Genomic DNA, 16,082 nt, shown 5'->3' on the forward strand with positions numbered 1-16,082 from the left:
GATGCTCCCATGCCTACCTGGGACCGCCACGAGGTCACCCCCGAAGCCAAGGCGCTGGTGCGCCGGTGGCGGGCTGAGGCGCGCCGGGAGCGCGAGGACCGCGAGAAGCCAGCCACGGTTGGGCAGCGGGTGAAGATTGCCCTGTTCTGCTTGATCGCCCTACTGGCCCCGTTCGTTCTGGTTGCGCTGTTCTTCAGCCTGTGGGGTAGCGTTCGCCTCTAGCGCCTCTGCGACCGTGGCGATGTCCTCGTCATCGTTTTCCGCAGCCATGCGCTTGAGCACATTCAACTGCGCTGGCAGTGCGCCAACAGGCATTTCCGTGGTTCGAGCAAACCACCGCACAAAGTAGCGGTTCGTCATCGCCCTGGCGAAGGCGTTAGCGATGGCGCCTGATGCCAGCGCTTGGCTGAACAGCGAAAAGTTGCCCGTCATCGCAGATGTTGCAAGCGTGCCGCCGTAGCCAAAAGCGGCAACCTGCGCGCCGGTGCCAGACGGATTTCGTAGAACGCCGGTTCCTTCCTTGATGGTCCCTGCCACGCGCGCGATTCGGTCGATATCCTCGCTGATGTCCGGGCCGAAGCGGTTGAACAGTGTGGCGCGCGCCTCGGGGCTGAGCTTGTTCCAGTTCGTCAGGAAGGTAGCGGCGGAGAACGCGTCGCCACCGGCGCCCTGCATCCCAGGATTCGCGCGCCCCATGCGCTTGATCACTGCACCGGTCACGTCTCGCTGCGCATCCTCGGGCAGTGCCCGCATGACCGAGCGGAGAACCGTGGCCCCCTCCCGCGTCCCCTGCATGGCGGCCTGAAATACCCGCTCGGGGCCTCCGTTCTTGTCGACGACGTGCTCGATCTGCTCGAGGTGGCGAATCCGAATCCGGTGATAGCGGTTCGCCAGCCGCCAAGCGCGCTGCGCTTCAGGCGTGTTCGCCGCGGCCTCCATGTCGCGCGTCAGGGCCCCGTACAGCGCTTTCCACTTCGAGCGGGGGACGTTGTCGACCAGCGAGTAGTTGTCGATCTCGTTGCCGACGAGCGTGCGGAGCTTGGTGAGCGCTTCATATGGCAGCTTCCCGTCGACCTGGCTCTGGAGGTAGCGGTTCACCTCCTTCTCGATGTAATCCGAGCCGAACTTGGGATCCGACCATGTCGCCTCGGTCGGCACGCGCCGGTTGATCTCGCCTTCGCTGAGCAGTTGGTTGTCGATATCGCGCGCCGTCGGCACCTGTGCATCGATATCCGCCTGCTTGGGCAACTGAGCATCGATCTGGGCGCGCGTCGGCACTTGGCGCGCGATCTCCTCGTCGGTGATGACGCGCGTCACCTGACTGCGAGTCTCGGGGAATGCCGCACGGCGGCGGTTCTCCTCGATGGCGGCCCGCTGCTCGGATCGCAGCCGCAGCTCGAGCTCGTCAGCCTCGCGATACAGCTGGTTCCGGCGATTCTCGACGGCATCATGGATCCGGTTGCGCAGGCGGTCTGCCTCGGCCGTCAGCGCCGTTCGCCGCTCCGCATTCTGCGTCAACAGCTCCTGACGCATTTCGCTGGACTGCTCGGCAATTTCCGCCCGTCGAAGGTTGGCCTGATCCTGCAGCCGCTGCCGAATGGCCTCGGCCTCCCGGCGGACCTCGGGCCGCGTCAGCGCAGCCAGGGTGCCGTCGGTGTCATCGAGCAGCGCTCGCTCGATACCCTGAATCCGGGCGTTCTGGAAGAAGCGACCGACGTTCGGCGCGCCTTCGATCGCCTCGTTGAGCTCCGAGAGGGCGGCCTGCGTGTTCGACACGGTGACTCGCTCGCCAGATGGGACCGCTTCGTCGACGGCTCGGTAAAGGCTCCGGCCGGTCTCGCGCGTGCGCTCGTTGAACTGCGCGACACCCCGCTGGATTGAAGCACCCGCCCCCTCCGGGGTGGGGTCAGCCGAGAGCCTACGAGCGACCGAGTCCAGTCCGCTGCCAATCCGCTGACCCTGCAACTCGCCGGCGCGCGCCATGACACCCGCCGACGTGGGGCCACTGCCAAGCAGATTCTCGGCGGCTTGGCGCATACGGCTGCCCGTGCCCTGCCCGATCGTGGGCGTCGCATCACCGAGAGCCGCGAAATCCTCGATCGCCGATTCCAGAGCGCGCCGATTCGACTCTCCGCCCCGAACTGCACCACGGATCGCCATGGGCGTCCCGTACAGAGCGGCGCTCGGCGCCAGGCCGCCCGCCAGCCCCGCAGCAATCTGCGCACCAGCCCCGCCCCCTCCCTCGCGCGTCGCGCCAGACGCTGCCGCACCGGTGGCTGCGCTCACCGTCTGCAGCGCCGGCTGGGCCGTGAGCAAATCGCCCAGGGCCGCGCGCATCGACGGCGCCGCGACCGCGCTGCGCCCCGCATTCGCGATCCCGCCGACGCCAAGCGTCAGCCCGGTGCCTGTCAATGCCTCGCCGACATCGCCGAGCACGCGCTCCCGGCCGTCCTGGGGCGACGGCAGGCCGAGGAAATCGGCCAGACCGCCCGCCGCGTCGCGGTAGCTTGCCTGCTCGCCCGGGATCAGGGCGGCGTTGACGAAGTCGCCGCCCAGGGCGCCGAACAGGCCGCCGGCGCCCTGCAGCACGGACCGTGCGCCGAGCCCGAGCCCGCGCAGTTCACCCCGGACCCGGTCGCCGAGCGCGGGGCCCTTCGACTTGGGCGCACCGAGTTCCCCCGCCGCATACTCGGCTGCGGCAACAGGCGTTCCGCCGACGATGTCGATCTCGAGCGGGGGTGCCTGCGGGTCGTCGTCGAACTGGTCGAAGAAGTTGCCGCCGTACCGGCGCTCCTGCTGCACGTGCAGCTGTTGCGCGTAGGAGGTCGCGTCCTCCGGCGTTGCAAACTGGCCGAGGTGTCGCCCGGTGCGCATATACGTGTCGACGGCCTCGTCGTCGCCCAGGACGCGCCCGTCGTCGCTGACCGTCGGAATCAGCACCTCGCGGCCGTCGATGTTCGTCGACATCGAACGCACTGTGGAGATCGTCCCGTCAGCGTTGCGCACCACCGGCCGGCTGTTGAGATCGATGTTGCCGGCCGCCAACTGCCCGCGCGGCGGCGCCGGTGGGTCGTTGTCGAATTGGTCGAAGAAGTTCGCCATCACTGCCCCAGATAGGCCGCCGCGGCGCCGTCGCCGTACTTGGCATCGAAGTCGGCCGAAAGGCCGGGATTGTTCATCAGCGCCTGCACGGCACGCGGGCTCGGCTCCGGCCTGGCGCGCGCCGGCAAACCCTCGGGCCTGCCGGCGCCGCTGCCGGATAGCCGCAGCATCGTCTCGACCAGGTTCGCCTGGACGCCGATGGGCTGCCGGATGCTGGGCACCATCGAACGCGCGCCTTCGACGTCAGGGTTGGTGATGGGGCCGGCCGGGTCGTTGATCATTGCCTGTCCACGAGCCGCCGATTCGCCGAATGGCGTGATGTCGCGATTCGCCCGCTCTGCGATGAAGGGGATCTCGCCGAGAACCGGCCCCTGGAAGAACCGCCGCCCCTTTTGGCGCAGGAGCTCGGCCACTGCTTGCGGGCCGCTGAGCCCCTTTACAGGGTCGCCCCGCTGCAGGAGGAGATCGACCTCGTCGCGAGGCGTGCCCGTCTGGGTCGCGACCTGGTTCAACAGCGCCTCGCGCTGCATCGCGGCCCCGGCGCGTTGACGGTCGTTGAAGGACGCGGCGATACCACCGGACCCCGGGGCCGGCGGAGTGAGGCTCATGCTCGCCGGTAGTTGTCCCGTGAGCGCGAACCGCGTGCGCGCCTCACCTTGGAGACCATAGGAATCCGCCAGCGCCGCACGGCTTTCCGGCGTCGCTGCGGCGCCGCCAGAGCGGCCGCCCGGGTTCCATTGGCCTGCTCGCTGCAGCGCGAACTGCTGCTGCGCGATACCCGACCGCACGTTGGCGTTGTTCGCCGTGGCGTAGGAGCTGGCCGCGGACGCGTTGCGCTGCCGGATGGTGGCCTCGCCAAGCGGGGTCACGGTCAGGCCGCCACCGCCGTCGGCATACCGGTCACCGATCGCCATGCCGTCCTTGATGTCGCCGAGCGCGACCGGTCCATCGGCCAGCCCGAACAGAGCCGCGTTCGGGTTGTCCGGCCCATATCGACGCGCAGCGGCATCGGCCGCAGCCGCGCGGTAGCCGTCCCCGAGCGCGGTGCCGCGTGCGGCCATCAACTGCTGCGCGTTTCCGCCGCCGGCCGCCATCAGCGAGGCTTCCGCATCGGAGATACCGAGCTCGCGGCCCATCGTCGGCAGGCGCTGGTAGTTGTCCGCGCGGACGCCATCGATGATCGCGTTTGCTCGCTCGCGCCGCGCCTGCTGCATGGCGAGCTCGAGCTTGTGCCCGGTCAGCATCCCGTCTTCGTAGGCGCCGGGCGTGCCGATGCGTCCCGCGAGCGTTTCGCCCAATGCGGCCCAGCCGTTCATGCCAGCCATCACGCCACTCCGTAGATGCCCGGAGCGGTCCGGGCGCTGCTGTAGACGGCACTCCCGCCGTACTGCGCGGGCGTGTACTGCGCGGACGCCGCGCCGGTGCCGGCGCCAGACATCGCGAGGCTCCCGCCGTAGGCCCCGGCGACCTGCGACGCCGCATCGATCCACGGATTGCGTCGAATCGCGCGCAGCCTCAGATCGCTGATGAACTGATCACCGGCGGACTGCCGGCCAATCAGCCCGATATCGGTCGCCAAGCGGCCATAGTCGAACGCCTCACCCTGCCTCTGCATGGCCGGCGCGTCGATCCGCGACAACAAGCCTGCGGCGCGCGTGGCGTAGTCCTGCACATCGCCTGCGGCGCGAGCAGAATCTCCACGGAACGCCGCGGAGCCGACGTTCGGAGTAAGGCCGGATTCGATGGACGGTCGGTTGCGCCTCAGTCCGGTCAGGTACTCGTCCAGACGCTGCGCACGCTCATCGGCTGCCGTGCTCCCTTCCATGGCGGCGACCTGCTCGTGCACCCGATTGTCGGCTTCCTGTTGTCGTACACCCTGCTGACGGATGCCAGCAGCAGCTTGTGCATCCTGACGGTTGGCCGTCCGCGTCGTGTTGTACTGCTGGGCGCCCGCTGCGGCCGCCATGATGATGTAAGGGATGGCCTGGCCCATTACCGTCCTCCGTAGTAGCCGCCGGTGACGGCGGTCGGTTGATAGGGGCTGTAGCCGCTGTCCCTGAGCCCTCGACGACGCTCGGAAGCTGTGCGCGCCGCGTCCGCGAACGACTTCATTCCGCCGAACATATCGCCCAGGCCCTGGGCCATTGCCGTAGACCTCCCGGCTTCGAGGTTCGTGCGCAGTGCTGCGCCAGCCTGCTGGGCCGCTGTTGTGGTATCGAGACCGGATGTCGCCAACTGGATCAGGCGCGCACGCGCGTCCTGGTCCGCGGCCTCAAGCTCGGAGCCGGCGCCAAGCGCGCGCCGCTCGACATCCAGCACGCCGCGGCTGTAGTCCTCGCCGAACCGCTGCTGCTGGTCGCGCTGCGTGCTGCCGCCGACCAGCCCGCCACGGGCGAGCGCGAAGCGCAGATTCCGATCGGCGTCCGACTTCTGCCGATTCAAGTCATCGGTGTGGAACTCACGCACCGCGCCCACATAGTCGGCGATGTCAGCCGCGCGCGACGGGTTGTTGAAGACCTGGTTCACACGGGCCTGAGTCGAGGCGATCCGCGCCTGGCGCTGCTGCTCCATGCGATTCGCTTCGTTCGCCGCTTTGTTACTTCCGCCGGACATCGTTACCTCCGTACCTTTGCGAACATCACTGCATCGCTCCCGTCGGCGCAGTACGCGCGCAGCACGCCTTCGCGCTGCAGCCCGAGCCCGCGCTCGTACCAGTCGTGCGCAGCCGTCCGGCTCGCAAGCGCGGCGATCTGTACCCGATGCGCGCCATCGACAAGCATCTGGTCGATCACCCGCCGACAGATCCGCGTGATCGCGAAGCCGTGCGCCTCCCAGCCCGCCAGCGTGCCAACCAGCCACCCGTCGAATACCCCCGGCCGCAACGGCTGGAAGCCGCCAGCCAGGAATGGCAGCCCGTCGGCGCCCACAAACACGTAGCTCGGACCCGGGGTAGCCGCGAACGCGCGCGCGGCGATATCCGCGTCGTATTCGTGCAGTCCACCGAATGCGAGGAACTGCTCGATCTCGTCCGGCCGCATGCGGCGCGCCAGGTAGGCGAAGTCCTCGACGATCGGATGGCCGAGGCGGATAGCCGGCGGTGGCATGGATCCATCAGCCATCACGGCCCACCCTGCATCGGGCTCAGTTCCAGCAGCACGCTCTGCACGTTCCAGCGCTCGCCACCGGCGAAAGTCAGGCGCACGGACAGCGTCGGCGCCGAGACCGGCAGCGGCACCAGACCGCCCGGCAACGTGTCGTTGGGGACTTCATAGGGTGGCGTGAACGCCTGATCGCTGCGCTGGTCGTAGCCGATGCTGATGCTCGGCCCCTGGCCGGTTCCCACGTAGTCGAAGCCCTCGAGCATCTTGGTCACTCCCGGCGTACCGAAGTCGAGCCACGGCCACCACACGACGCCCGGGAAGCGGAGCGCCACGCCGGCGACCTCGTCGTGCGTGGCCGCCTCGGAAACGACGGAAATCTGATCGCCGTGCCGGACGTAGAGATCGTCGCCAAGCTGCGCGAACGCTTCAACGGCGAATGGGAACTCGTAGCGGCTCCACGCGCCCATCTGCCCGGCGCGCGCCATGGAGTAGACGTGGACCGACGTGCGGCCGTCGCGCGCGAACGCGAGCCAGAATTGACCGGCCCCGGGGTAGTAGGTCGAGAGCACCCGGCCACCGGCGGCGATATCAGCACGCACAAGCTCATCGATCGGCATGCCGACATCGCCGGCGGCCAGATTCTCAGCCGCGTTCGCGATTCCGACAGTGCGCACGCCGAGCTGCGACAGGTAGAACAGGTCGTTGCTGACCGCCTGGGCCGCCTGCGGCCACGACGACCCGATGCCGTCCATCTGGTCCAGGATCGCCATCGCCTCCGGGTCGGGGTCGATCTGCCACATCTGGAAGCTGCTCGCGTTGAACGCGACGAGGTTGCCGCGGTACATGCCGAGCACGGCCATATCGTTCGCGTTGGCCTGCTGCAGGCCCGTCGGGAGGTAGCCGGCGTCCTGGGTCGTCGTCCAGTCGAGTGGGTTTGCCGTGGCGCTGAACCGGACGATGTCCCCGTCCGCCTTGAACACCTTCGACGCGCCGATCGTGGTCACCGGGGTGCGCGGACAGTTGGAATCAGTCACACGACGCGTGCGAGCAACCCACGAGATTGTGCCATCGATCACTCGCGCACCATCCACTTGCGGCCACGTGGGCTCGCTTGGTCCCGATCGCATGATCGGCCGCGCCTCCCAGACCACGCGCGAGACCGAAACTGCCTCCCAGATGACCTCGTTGTCGGTCACCCTCTGGCCCAGAACTCCGGGCCAGGCTGGTTCGGCGCTGCCGCTGACACCCGCAGCGGGCTGCACAGCGCGGTATTGCAGCGAGGCGGCGATCGGGCTGGTGTAGTTCCACGAGAACGCGTCCATGCAGATCCGCGAAACCGTAGATGACGCCGAAGTGTTCATGACGCCGGCGTACTGAACGCTGGCGGCATTCGCCGGCGCAAGCGCCGACACGATTGCCTGACGCCACGCCGTGCCGGCCTGCTTCATCGTGACTTCGGCGCCGCCGCTCTGGCCTATCAGCTGCCCGCTGCCGTCAAACCACAACAGTACGACCGAGAAACTAGTCCCCGCCGTCCCGCTCTCGATCCGCCCCATCGCGGTCAGTGTGATCTGCTGCCCAGGGCGGACTGGGTAACGCGTCGCTCCCGAGGCGCTGCCATCGAATTGCTCGCCGGCACCTGCACTCACAACGCAGGCCGGACCGCTGAACCCGCCTGACGCCGACAATTGAGCCGTGCCGCCCAGAACCCAGTCTGTGAGGCCAGCCTCGAAGCTGGGATTTGGGATCTGGATTGGGCCGATCGGCTGTTGCGTGCGCGGCACGACCAATGCACCCGGCGGGTACAGGCGGCCCGGCTGCCATGCACTACTCATCGAAGTTGCTCATAGGTATTGCCGCTACCGGAGTCGCGCGGCGTGCTGCCTCCCGGGTTGCTGTACCGAGGCGGCACGCCCGGTTGCGGCTGGGTCTGCCCAGGGGGCATCTGTACTGGCACATCGGCCTGCTCGATCACCGCGGCCCCTTCCTGGGCGATCCAGGCGGGCTCAGCCTGGCCGCTACGCGGCGGCGCCCCGATCGCCTCGACAACCACGTACTCATAGCCATTTGCCACAGGAGGCTCTACGACATCACCGACCCTGCGCTCGACGCCTGGTTGCCACACCACACCAGGCGCGCCCGCCCGGGTCGGCTCGTACACGAAACCGTTCGGATTGCTGGGCTGAGCCCGATCAGATGACTGGTAGATCGCACTGGCGCGCCAGTTGTCAGCACGTTGAAGCCAGAAGTCGAACACGTCGCCATTCACGAACTCCACAGTCACAAATAGCGCCCCGAGGAAGGGGCCAGCATAGTGGATGACGGAAAGCGGCAGGGTCCGGTCATCGGGGTGCGTCAGCACCTCGCAACGCACGCCGCGCGGCAGTCCATTCACAACCTGGTGCGAGAAAACCACCAGGCCACCGTCGAATGCGCACATGCCGACGGTGCCCGGCGGCAAGCGCCGATGCTCGCTTGTGCCCGGGCGGCTGAGCACCGCGCCGCTGGCGTCGACGTACCCGTTGAGGATGTCGTAGAGGTTGTCCGGCTTTGGTCCGCCCTTCACCCGCTGCCGGTTGATGCCGCCCGACGCCGCATTGAGCTGGAAGCGCGCCATCAGCGGAACGGCTCCGTTGGCCTCGGGATCGCGTAGACCGCATCGACGCGGCGCGGCTGCCCGGGCACATAGCGGCGCGTGTGGTGCGCGCCGGCTACCATCCCGCGCAGCATGGTCTCAAGCTGGGCGATGTAGTTCTGCCCGTCCTGCTGCTGGAAATGCGCCTTCGCGTTCGCGAGCGCCATGAGGAACACGAGGCGGTCGTCGATCGTGGTCCGGTCGTCGGGCGTCTCGAACGGCTCAAGGCCGAACCGGCCGCGAATGATGAGCCGCCCGCGCGTCTCGTCAGGGACCGGCGACAGTTCGATGCACTGGCGGATCTCGTAGCGCTGCGGTCGCCCGGTCTCGTCGCGCGAGTAGGTCTCTGGCGGGATGCCGCACTCGAGCGGAGACCAAGCGCCGTCGACCTCGACGCCGACCCACGTCACCTTCCGAGGGTCGAGCCGCTTCGAGCACGCCTCCTGATTGCCCGGGATGTCGTACATCCGCACGCCGGCCGTGATCGGCCACGAGAAGTAACGCTCCGTTCGCAGCACGTCGTATCGGCGGTACAGCTGCTCCTGCGCCTCGTGCAGGAACGACGTGAGCGTCGCGATGATGCCGGGCGGCCGGCGGCGCACATAGTCGGCGAGCGCGCGCTCCGCCATGTCAACGTAGAGCTTCGCGTCGGGCTGGTTGTAGTGCGACTTCGCCGATGCCAGCGCCAGCGCGAACACCAGCGGCGCGTCGAGCGTAGTCATCTGATCCGGCGCGACCATCCGTGGCGGCAGTGGCTGTCCGCCCCGGTCCAGCTCCAGGCGGCGCCAGAGCATCTGCTCAGACTCGTTGACGAGGCTGTCGAGCAGGTCGAGCATGCCCGGCGGCGGGTTGCCCGCCTGCGCAGCGTAGCCCAGCCTCGCCATCAGATCGCGGCGCATGGCGCCGAGCGTGCGAAGCTCCGCAGACTCGATCGGATCGGCGAAACCGAGGCGGTAAAGCAGCTCGGTTCGCAGCGCACCCAGCGTGCTGTAGCCGCTCGTGTCGTCGTCGCAGTCGCAGTTGGGTAGCGGCTTGTCCGGTTCCGGATCCGGCTTCGGCGGCAGAACGGTGATCGTGAGGATCGCGCGCGACGTTGCCATCAGTACCTCGCGTAGAAGTAGCGGATTGGCGACGACCGCTCTTGCGTCCCCAAGCTGTCCCACACGGCATAGATGTCGGCTTCGACTTCCTCGCTGAAGGGAACTTCGCCGGACTGATCAATCCACTTCAACTTTCCGTCCGGCTGAAATTGGTAGAGAACTCCCCAAGCATCTGGGCCGGGCTCTTGGAACGGATATTGATTCGCCACAACAATACCGACGGATCCGGGGCTCTGCTGCTCTTGCGCGAGAACCTCACTCCACCACGGCGGCTGCACCGAGAAGACCAGCCCCTGACCCTCGGAAGTATCCGAGCCGACTGTCTCGCTTCCAGGGTCGCTAGCCGCGATCTCATACTCAATCACGACCACGCCGCTGAAGTCCCGCTCGGGCACGTACGTGATTGATCCGTCGGAATTGACAGTCGCGGACCCCGACGACGGCCCGGACACGATCACCGGCAGCCCTAGCAGATCCCGTAGCTGCACAGGCGCGCCGTCGAGCGTGTCGTTGGCGAGTACGTCGACCGTTACCGCTTCGCCATCGGGAGTGCTCGCCTCATCGTTGTTCGCCACCAGCTCGGCCACCGTCCTTCTCCATCAAAAGGGGCCGGCCAAGTCGCCTCAGCCGGCCCCGGTTATCCCCCTGACGAGGTGGGATTACTTCGCGCCGCCCTTGGCCTTCTTCTCGGCGTCGGCCAGCTGTTCGCGCAGCGTCTCGACGCCGGAGCGACCGTCGTACTGCACGCCCAGCTTCTCGAGCTTGGCCTGCAGATCGGCCTTCTCGTCGTCCTGCTTCTCCGGCGGCTTCGCGCCGCCCTTGGCCTTGCTGGCGGGCGGACGCACGCGCGAGGCGGACTGCGCCGGGCCGCTGGTAGCGTTGGAGCTCCTGCCGCCGCTCTTGAAGCCGGCATGCTTGAGCTCGCCCGGGCCGGTCGGGAACGCGCGCACGACCAGGTCCGGCGCGTTGATGCGGCGGTACTTGCGCTGCAGGCGCTTGAACTCGGTGTCGGCGTTCTCGTCGAGTTCGATCTCCTCGGGCGTCTCCTCGTCTTCGACGCTGATCGCGTCATCGCCGTGGACGACCTTGAGGATCGGAATCTCGTGCTCGGGCACCTTGGTGGTGATGACTTCCTCGCCGCGGTCGATGGTGACCAGGACGAGGGGAAGAACGATGGTGGACATGGGCAGCCTCCTCAGCCGGCCAGCACGTTGACGGTGGCTGCCGTCGAAACGCGGATGAAGGGCGGCAACTCCTCGATCTGGAGCATGTCGCCCGCGGGAACGGTGGCGAGCGTCGACCAGGCGCCGTCACCGGTTCCGGTGCCGTCGAGGCTTCCCTGGACGATCAGCGAGCCGCCGGTCGGGTTGTGGACGATCGCCTCGCCGCCGGTGAAGAACGGACTGGTGCCGACTTCGAGGGCGGTGTTGGTGAGCTTGATCATGCGCATTGCGGGGTCTCCGAAAGGCCCCGGCCGAAGCCGGGGCGCATGGGTCAGGCCAGCGTCACCACGGCGAGGCCGTTACGCTGATCGGTGGTCAGGCCGTACTTGGCGGTCTTCGCCCAGTAGTGGACGTAGCGGTCCGGCAGGCGCTCGGGCTTGCGGTTGCGCATCCACTCGCCCTTGACCGGGCGCAGCTTGAGGTTCGCCTTGCTCACGAAGTAGGCGCGCTTCGAGAACGTGTCGCCGCCAAGCTCCGCATCCAGTTCCTCGAACGTCGGATCCTTGATCACCTCGACGCCGTGGAAGTACAGGTTGTTTGTGGACGGGTCGAGCGACACGCCGCCGCGGTTGTTGCCACCTTCGTTGACGTGACGGCTCGTCACGGCGTTAGCGGCCTTGCGGAACGCGTTGTACATCTGGTCGCCGGCGAAGATCGCATCGGTCACCGCACCGCCGTAGCGCGTGTTGTCGGACCAGGTATCTTCGAACGCATCGACCAGGCCGGACTGCGGCACGTTGAGGTTGATGTTGTTCCGCCAGTACGGCCGCGTCGCCGCATTGACGCCGCCCACCGTGCCCACGGCCGGCGTGGTGCTGATGATGTGGCTCACGCCCGGCGCGGCCTTCGCCGACTGGCTGCCGTCCAGCATGAACTCGAACGCCAGATGGCGCTGCATGCCCTTGTCCAAGCCGCGCTTCGACTGCTTGAGCAGGTTGATCAGCGAGGTCTTCTCGGACTGCGTCGGAGCCTCGTCGCCGTCGTCGCTGATGCGAATGCCGGCCGCGAGCAGGCGGTCTTCATCGAACCAGAAGCCGTCGTGCACGTTGTAATACTGCCAGCGGGTCCAGACTGCCGGGTCGCGCTCGTTGTAGGTGACCTGGTCGGCGCCGAAGTAGTTCTGCGCGTTGGAGCCGTTGTCGACGAACAGCGGCTCACGGAAGACGCCGTTACCGAAAACGGTCTCCTCCTTGTTCGCGATCAACCAGGCGAGCATCCGGTACTTCGGATTGATCTGGTCGATCGGCTCCTTCTTCTCGAAGGTCTCGAGCGAATAGTTCATCCCGCGGATGAACTGTGCCTGCGTGAATGCCATGGGCGTAACCTCGAAGGGTGATGGGGTGATTTCCATCCACGTTCGAGGCGGGCGAATCCTCTTACTGCCCTACCGGGCGCGACACCGGCGTACTGCTTGCGTGGTGCCGGCAACTCGCCGGCACACGCAGGATGCACGCTTGCAGGAAAGCGTCAACGGCCGCTCAGGGCGGCTTCGAGCGCGTCCTCGACGGTGTCGAAGGTCGTTGGCGTCATGGGGGCGCGCGGCCCGGTGGCGCGCATAGGGCTGGCAGCAGGGACGGCCGGTGCTGCTGGCGGCGCGGGTGGAGCGGGCGGCGCCGGGATGCTCGCGTAGGCGCGCTGCGTGGCCGCAAGCCACTGCTGGGGCGGCAGCGCCTGCCGGATCTGGCTCACCAGCGCGTCGAGCATCGGCCGCTTCGCGACGTACTGCGGGTCCGCCTGCATTTGCTGGTCGTAGGCGATCAGCTGCTGGCGCGCGTTCTCGGCGACCTGCTGCGTCTGCTGTTCGCTGACCTGGCTTCGCTGTCGATCCGCGAGCGCGCGCGATTGCGTGCGCGCGTTCGCGACCTCGAGCGCGCGTGCCCGGTCCACTTCGCCAGCTTTGACCGCGTCTACCAAGTCCTGGTGCGCGGCGATCGGGTCGTGCACACCGGGAATCTCCCGGCCCAACGCCTGGGCCAGAGCCTGCGCCTCCGACATGATCATTTCGAGCGCACGCTCGGCGGCCTGCGGGTCGCCGTTCTGCGCCGCATTGACCACGCGCAGGTAGTCGAGCGTCATCCCGTACTGCTCGGGCGTGGCGCCGGTCTCCTGCACCATCGAGATCAGGTCGTCGGCGTCGCGGCTGCGCTGGATCACGCGCGGCAGATCGGCCAGATCCTTGATGCCGGCCGCGGTCAGCTGCTCGCGGATCGGCGCCAGCTCCTTCACCTCGGCGGTGAGCTCTCGGAACCGCGCGGCCGACTTCTCCTTGAGGCCAAGCGCGGTGATCTCCGCCTCGACCTCGGCGTCAGGCGCAGGCACGGCGGGATCGCCGGCGGGCGGCGCGTTCGGATCGGCGGCGGCAGCGGCTTCTGCGGCGGCGGCCTCGGGCGAACCGGGCACCGGGTCGGCTGCGGGTGGATCAACGGCCGCCGGCTCGTCTACGGGCGCATCGGCGGGCGGCGTGTCGTCCTCGCTGATCGCGCGGTCGAGCGATTCGCCGAGCGCGGCGTCGGTGTTCTCGGCGGGCGCGGCATCGCCAGCGATTGCGGCGTCGAGGCCGGCGACATCGTCGGCGCTCGGCGCGCTGTTGGGGTCGGTGTTCGGGTCAGCAGGTGCGTGCATGGTGGGTTCTCGTCAGGGATGGTCAGGGCATCAGCGGATCGGCAGCGGGATCGCCGCCGGGCGGTGCTTCGGGCGGCGGCGGTGCGCCGGGTGTCTGTGGCCCGCCCATCACCGGCAGCTGCGGGGCGGCGCCGTCGGCCTGCGGGATCAGCTGGTCGATGTCGATGCGGTCGCCGGACTTCTCGGCGGTCAGGCGCAACAGGTGCTCGAGCGAATCCGCGATGGCTGCCGGGCTGGAGCCACGCAGCTGGCCAATCTGCGTGATGCCCTGCTGCAGCAGCGGGAGCATCACGCCCCACGCCTCGCGCTCGGCTGCCGTGTTCGGCTTGCCGGACGAGCCGCCGCGGATCTCGATGTTCACCATCCGGGTCACGTCGTCCGGGCCCAGGTACTCCGGCCACATGGCGTCGGGTCCGGCGATCTGCCGCACGTCGTCCGCGGTCATGTACACGCGGGCGATCTCGATCGTGTACTGCGCCAGCTCGGACAGCGCGCCCTCGAGCAGATCACGCCGGCCGCTGGTGCGCGCCGTGAACCCCTGCTGCTGGATGTCGGCCTCGGTCGCGGTCTTCGGCGTGTTGATCGATCCGCCGAGCGCTTCCTGCACGCCCCAGATGCGTTCGATCTCCTGCACGATGCGGGTGCGGTCATAGAGCGCCACGTCGATTGCGGCGTAGGTGACGGGGTACAGAATCTCGGTCAGCGGCTGCCGGGGGTCGGTCGGGTTGATCCCGACCATTTCCTGCGTGCCGGCCGTCGCCAGCTTCTCGGCGTCATCGGGCGACATCGCGCTGCGGTTGAACGCCGTCTTTGGCACGATCCGACGCCGGTGTCGCGCCTCGGCCGAGCCGATGCGCTCGTACTCGTCGACCAACTTCGCCGTGCGCGTGACCAGGCTCTGCGGGTGGCGCTGGCCGTCGACCTCGGAGGTCGTCACAAGGAAGATCGGGTAGAACCGCGTCGTGGCCGGCGGCTTCCACTGCGGCTTGACCCAATAGCGCACGCCCTCGATCAGCGTCAGCACGGTGCCGCTATCCCGCGACCACAACTCCCACAGCGCGACGAAGTCTTCGCCCTCGTCGCCGTCGGTCTCCCCGCCCGTCACGTATGCGTCCGCATCCTTGGCGCGGACGGTGTCGACGGCCGCGGTCTCGCCCTGCACCATCACCGGCTTGCGGGCACGAAAGCGCGTCGCTTGGCGCAGCAGCTGCTCGGGATCGCCGTACTGCGACAGGTGCTCGCGGAACTGCGCCACCGCATCGTCGAAGCGCAGGAACGACCGGTGCGCGTTCCACGGCGCGTCGAGGTGGTTGGCGATCGTGAATCCGGGCGCGACTTGGAAGTCCTCGCCGGCGACCACGTCGATCACGTACCCGCGGGAGACCACGCGTTCGACCTGCGACTGCAGGGTCTCGAGCTGGCGCTCAAGCTCGGCGACCTGGGAGTCACGGTCTGCGCCGAACAGGCCCTTGATGCCGTCGGTCGCGCGCGCGACCAGGCCACCGCCTGCCAACTCGGCCTGCAGCGCCCGGGCCTTCGTCAGGTTGTCCTGCAGGTCGTTGATGGCCTGGGCCGTCTGCGGGCACTGCTCGGTGCGCTGCTGCCAGCTGGCCTTGATGATGCCGAGCCCGATCGTCAGCGCCGAGCGGACCCACGGCCGCCCGCGTCGGCGCAGCTGCGCGTCCTGCCACATGCGCACGCCGACAATCTCGGAGGTCTCGGCGAACGCCTTGATGTCGCGGTTCCTGCGCACGTAGCGCTTGCGCAGGTCGTTGACCTGCTGCGTGATCTGCGCCTCGACGGCCGCTTCTTGCGCCTGCTGCCCGATGCCGAACGCCAGATCGGGCGGCGTGCCCATCGCGACCGCGGCTGCCGCCGCCTGAGCGCCGGCCTGGATGACCTCGGGCGACTCGCGTACCTGGTCCTCGATCGCGTCCCTCATCGCCAGTGCGTCGGGCGGGCGCACCGCTGGGCCCGGCTTGACATCGAAATCGGGGTCGCGCGCGTAGAGAAACGACTCGAGGATGTCGATGTTCGTCCCGATGATGTTCGCGCCGACCTCGAACCCCGAATCGCCGCGCGCGTAGCGCCGGTTCTTGGCGTACTCCTCTCGCGCCGGCTCGTCGAACTTGCGGCCCTGGGCGATGCGCTTGCGCCACCGCTCAACGTCGGCCCGCTCCTTCTCGCGCGCCCGCTCCTGCTCGTGGGCGAAGTCCGGGGCATCGGCGCCGAGCGGATCTTCGGCGGCGGTCGTCTGGCTGGGCTCGATCATGCGGGCCACCCTGCCCAATCCGCAGGG

Annotated in this window: 15 protein-coding genes; 1 reads left to right on the forward strand and 14 read right to left on the reverse strand. The window is 68.2% G+C overall.

The genetic code is table 11. The features are described 5' to 3' along the window. Positions 1-9 precede the first annotated feature (9 nt). The gene (locus ABE488_RS00680; protein ID WP_346446651.1) at positions 10-222 is read left to right on the forward strand and encodes a hypothetical protein; all 213 of its coding nucleotides are present in this window, start codon (positions 10-12) and stop codon (positions 220-222) included. On the opposite strand, the gene ABE488_RS00685 is transcribed toward ABE488_RS00680, so the two are convergent. The 14 genes from ABE488_RS00685 to ABE488_RS00750 all read right to left on the reverse strand — a co-directional run bounded on the left by ABE488_RS00685 (position 160) and on the right by ABE488_RS00750 (position 16,055). Beyond that, on the reverse strand, positions 160-3,102 hold the full coding sequence (locus tag ABE488_RS00685) for a hypothetical protein (protein ID WP_346446652.1): 2,943 nt from the start codon (positions 3,100-3,102) through the stop codon (positions 160-162). The two genes, ABE488_RS00680 and ABE488_RS00685, sit on opposite strands and share 63 nt — an antisense overlap. After that, the gene (locus tag ABE488_RS00690; RefSeq protein WP_346446653.1) at positions 3,102-4,427 is read right to left on the reverse strand and encodes a hypothetical protein; all 1,326 of its coding nucleotides are present in this window, start codon (positions 4,425-4,427) and stop codon (positions 3,102-3,104) included. Before ABE488_RS00690 ends, ABE488_RS00685 begins: the two co-directional genes overlap by 1 nt. Next, entirely contained in the window at positions 4,427-5,095 is a 669-nt protein-coding gene (locus tag ABE488_RS00695) for a hypothetical protein (protein ID WP_346446654.1), read from the reverse strand. Before ABE488_RS00695 ends, ABE488_RS00690 begins: the two co-directional genes overlap by 1 nt. Then, positions 5,095-5,715, reverse strand: coding sequence for a hypothetical protein (locus tag ABE488_RS00700; RefSeq protein ID WP_346446655.1), 621 nt, complete (start codon positions 5,713-5,715; stop codon positions 5,095-5,097). Before ABE488_RS00700 ends, ABE488_RS00695 begins: the two co-directional genes overlap by 1 nt. A gap of 2 nt (positions 5,716-5,717) precedes the next feature. Continuing rightward, positions 5,718-6,206 carry a hypothetical protein gene (locus ABE488_RS00705; RefSeq protein ID WP_346446656.1) on the reverse strand — a complete coding sequence of 163 codons (489 nt, stop codon included), beginning with the start codon at positions 6,204-6,206 and terminating at the stop codon, positions 5,718-5,720. Positions 6,207-6,220: 14 nt separating this feature from the next. Then, positions 6,221-8,038, reverse strand: a complete 1,818-nt coding sequence (locus tag ABE488_RS00710; RefSeq protein ID WP_346446657.1) for a hypothetical protein — start codon at positions 8,036-8,038, stop codon at positions 6,221-6,223. Continuing rightward, positions 8,035-8,820 (reverse strand): hypothetical protein, encoded by a 786-nt coding sequence (locus tag ABE488_RS00715; RefSeq protein ID WP_346446659.1) that lies wholly within the window; start codon positions 8,818-8,820, stop codon positions 8,035-8,037. The genes ABE488_RS00710 and ABE488_RS00715 overlap by 4 nt, the downstream gene beginning before the upstream one ends. Further along, entirely contained in the window at positions 8,820-9,938 is a 1,119-nt protein-coding gene (locus ABE488_RS00720; protein WP_346446660.1) for a hypothetical protein, read from the reverse strand. Before ABE488_RS00720 ends, ABE488_RS00715 begins: the two co-directional genes overlap by 1 nt. Further along, positions 9,938-10,525: an Ig-like domain-containing protein gene (locus ABE488_RS00725; protein ID WP_346446661.1), complete on the reverse strand. Its 588-nt coding sequence runs from the start codon at positions 10,523-10,525 to the stop codon at positions 9,938-9,940. Before ABE488_RS00725 ends, ABE488_RS00720 begins: the two co-directional genes overlap by 1 nt. A 72-nt stretch (positions 10,526-10,597) precedes the next feature. Next, positions 10,598-11,122: a hypothetical protein gene (locus tag ABE488_RS00730; RefSeq protein ID WP_346446662.1), complete on the reverse strand. Its 525-nt coding sequence runs from the start codon at positions 11,120-11,122 to the stop codon at positions 10,598-10,600. An 11-nt stretch (positions 11,123-11,133) separates the two neighbouring features. Next, a complete protein-coding gene (locus ABE488_RS00735) occupies positions 11,134-11,388 on the reverse strand; it encodes a hypothetical protein (protein ID WP_346446664.1) in 255 nt (84 codons plus the stop codon). Between the two features lie 44 nt (positions 11,389-11,432). Beyond that, positions 11,433-12,476, reverse strand: coding sequence for a phage major capsid protein (locus ABE488_RS00740; protein WP_346446665.1), 1,044 nt, complete (start codon positions 12,474-12,476; stop codon positions 11,433-11,435). Positions 12,477-12,628: 152 nt separating this feature from the next. Beyond that, positions 12,629-13,783, reverse strand: coding sequence for a hypothetical protein (locus ABE488_RS00745; RefSeq protein WP_346446667.1), 1,155 nt, complete (start codon positions 13,781-13,783; stop codon positions 12,629-12,631). Between the two features lie 22 nt (positions 13,784-13,805). After that, complete coding sequence (locus ABE488_RS00750; protein WP_346446669.1) at positions 13,806-16,055, reverse strand: hypothetical protein; 2,250 nt, start codon at positions 16,053-16,055, stop codon at positions 13,806-13,808. Positions 16,056-16,082: the final 27 nt, after the last annotated feature.

Origin of the sequence: Luteimonas sp. TWI662 (assembly GCF_039673825.1) — a bacterium.
Lineage (GTDB): Bacteria > Pseudomonadota > Gammaproteobacteria > Xanthomonadales > Xanthomonadaceae > Luteimonas.

What these genes read in the sequence shown, in the direction of transcription:
- ABE488_RS00715 (WP_346446659.1), bottom strand. Translation starts at nt 8,820, where the DNA reads ATGGCGCGCTTCCAGCTCAATGCGGCGTCGGGCGGCATCAACCGGCAG.
- ABE488_RS00720 (WP_346446660.1), bottom strand. Translation starts at nt 9,938, where the DNA reads ATGGCAACGTCGCGCGCGATCCTCACGATCACCGTTCTGCCGCCGAAG.
- ABE488_RS00705 (WP_346446656.1), bottom strand. Translation starts at nt 6,206, where the DNA reads ATGCCACCGCCGGCTATCCGCCTCGGCCATCCGATCGTCGAGGACTTC.
- ABE488_RS00710 (WP_346446657.1), bottom strand. Translation starts at nt 8,038, where the DNA reads ATGAGTAGTGCATGGCAGCCGGGCCGCCTGTACCCGCCGGGTGCATTG.
- ABE488_RS00745 (WP_346446667.1), bottom strand. Translation starts at nt 13,783, where the DNA reads ATGCACGCACCTGCTGACCCGAACACCGACCCCAACAGCGCGCCGAGC.
- ABE488_RS00735 (WP_346446664.1), bottom strand. Translation starts at nt 11,388, where the DNA reads ATGCGCATGATCAAGCTCACCAACACCGCCCTCGAAGTCGGCACCAGT.
- ABE488_RS00700 (WP_346446655.1), bottom strand. Translation starts at nt 5,715, where the DNA reads ATGTCCGGCGGAAGTAACAAAGCGGCGAACGAAGCGAATCGCATGGAG.
- ABE488_RS00690 (WP_346446653.1), bottom strand. Translation starts at nt 4,427, where the DNA reads ATGGCTGGCATGAACGGCTGGGCCGCATTGGGCGAAACGCTCGCGGGA.
- ABE488_RS00695 (WP_346446654.1), bottom strand. Translation starts at nt 5,095, where the DNA reads ATGGGCCAGGCCATCCCTTACATCATCATGGCGGCCGCAGCGGGCGCC.
- ABE488_RS00730 (WP_346446662.1), bottom strand. Translation starts at nt 11,122, where the DNA reads ATGTCCACCATCGTTCTTCCCCTCGTCCTGGTCACCATCGACCGCGGC.
- ABE488_RS00740 (WP_346446665.1), bottom strand. Translation starts at nt 12,476, where the DNA reads ATGGCATTCACGCAGGCACAGTTCATCCGCGGGATGAACTATTCGCTC.
- ABE488_RS00750 (WP_346446669.1), bottom strand. Translation starts at nt 16,055, where the DNA reads ATGATCGAGCCCAGCCAGACGACCGCCGCCGAAGATCCGCTCGGCGCC.
- ABE488_RS00685 (WP_346446652.1), bottom strand. Translation starts at nt 3,102, where the DNA reads ATGGCGAACTTCTTCGACCAATTCGACAACGACCCACCGGCGCCGCCG.
- ABE488_RS00680 (WP_346446651.1), top strand. Translation starts at nt 10, where the DNA reads ATGCCTACCTGGGACCGCCACGAGGTCACCCCCGAAGCCAAGGCGCTG.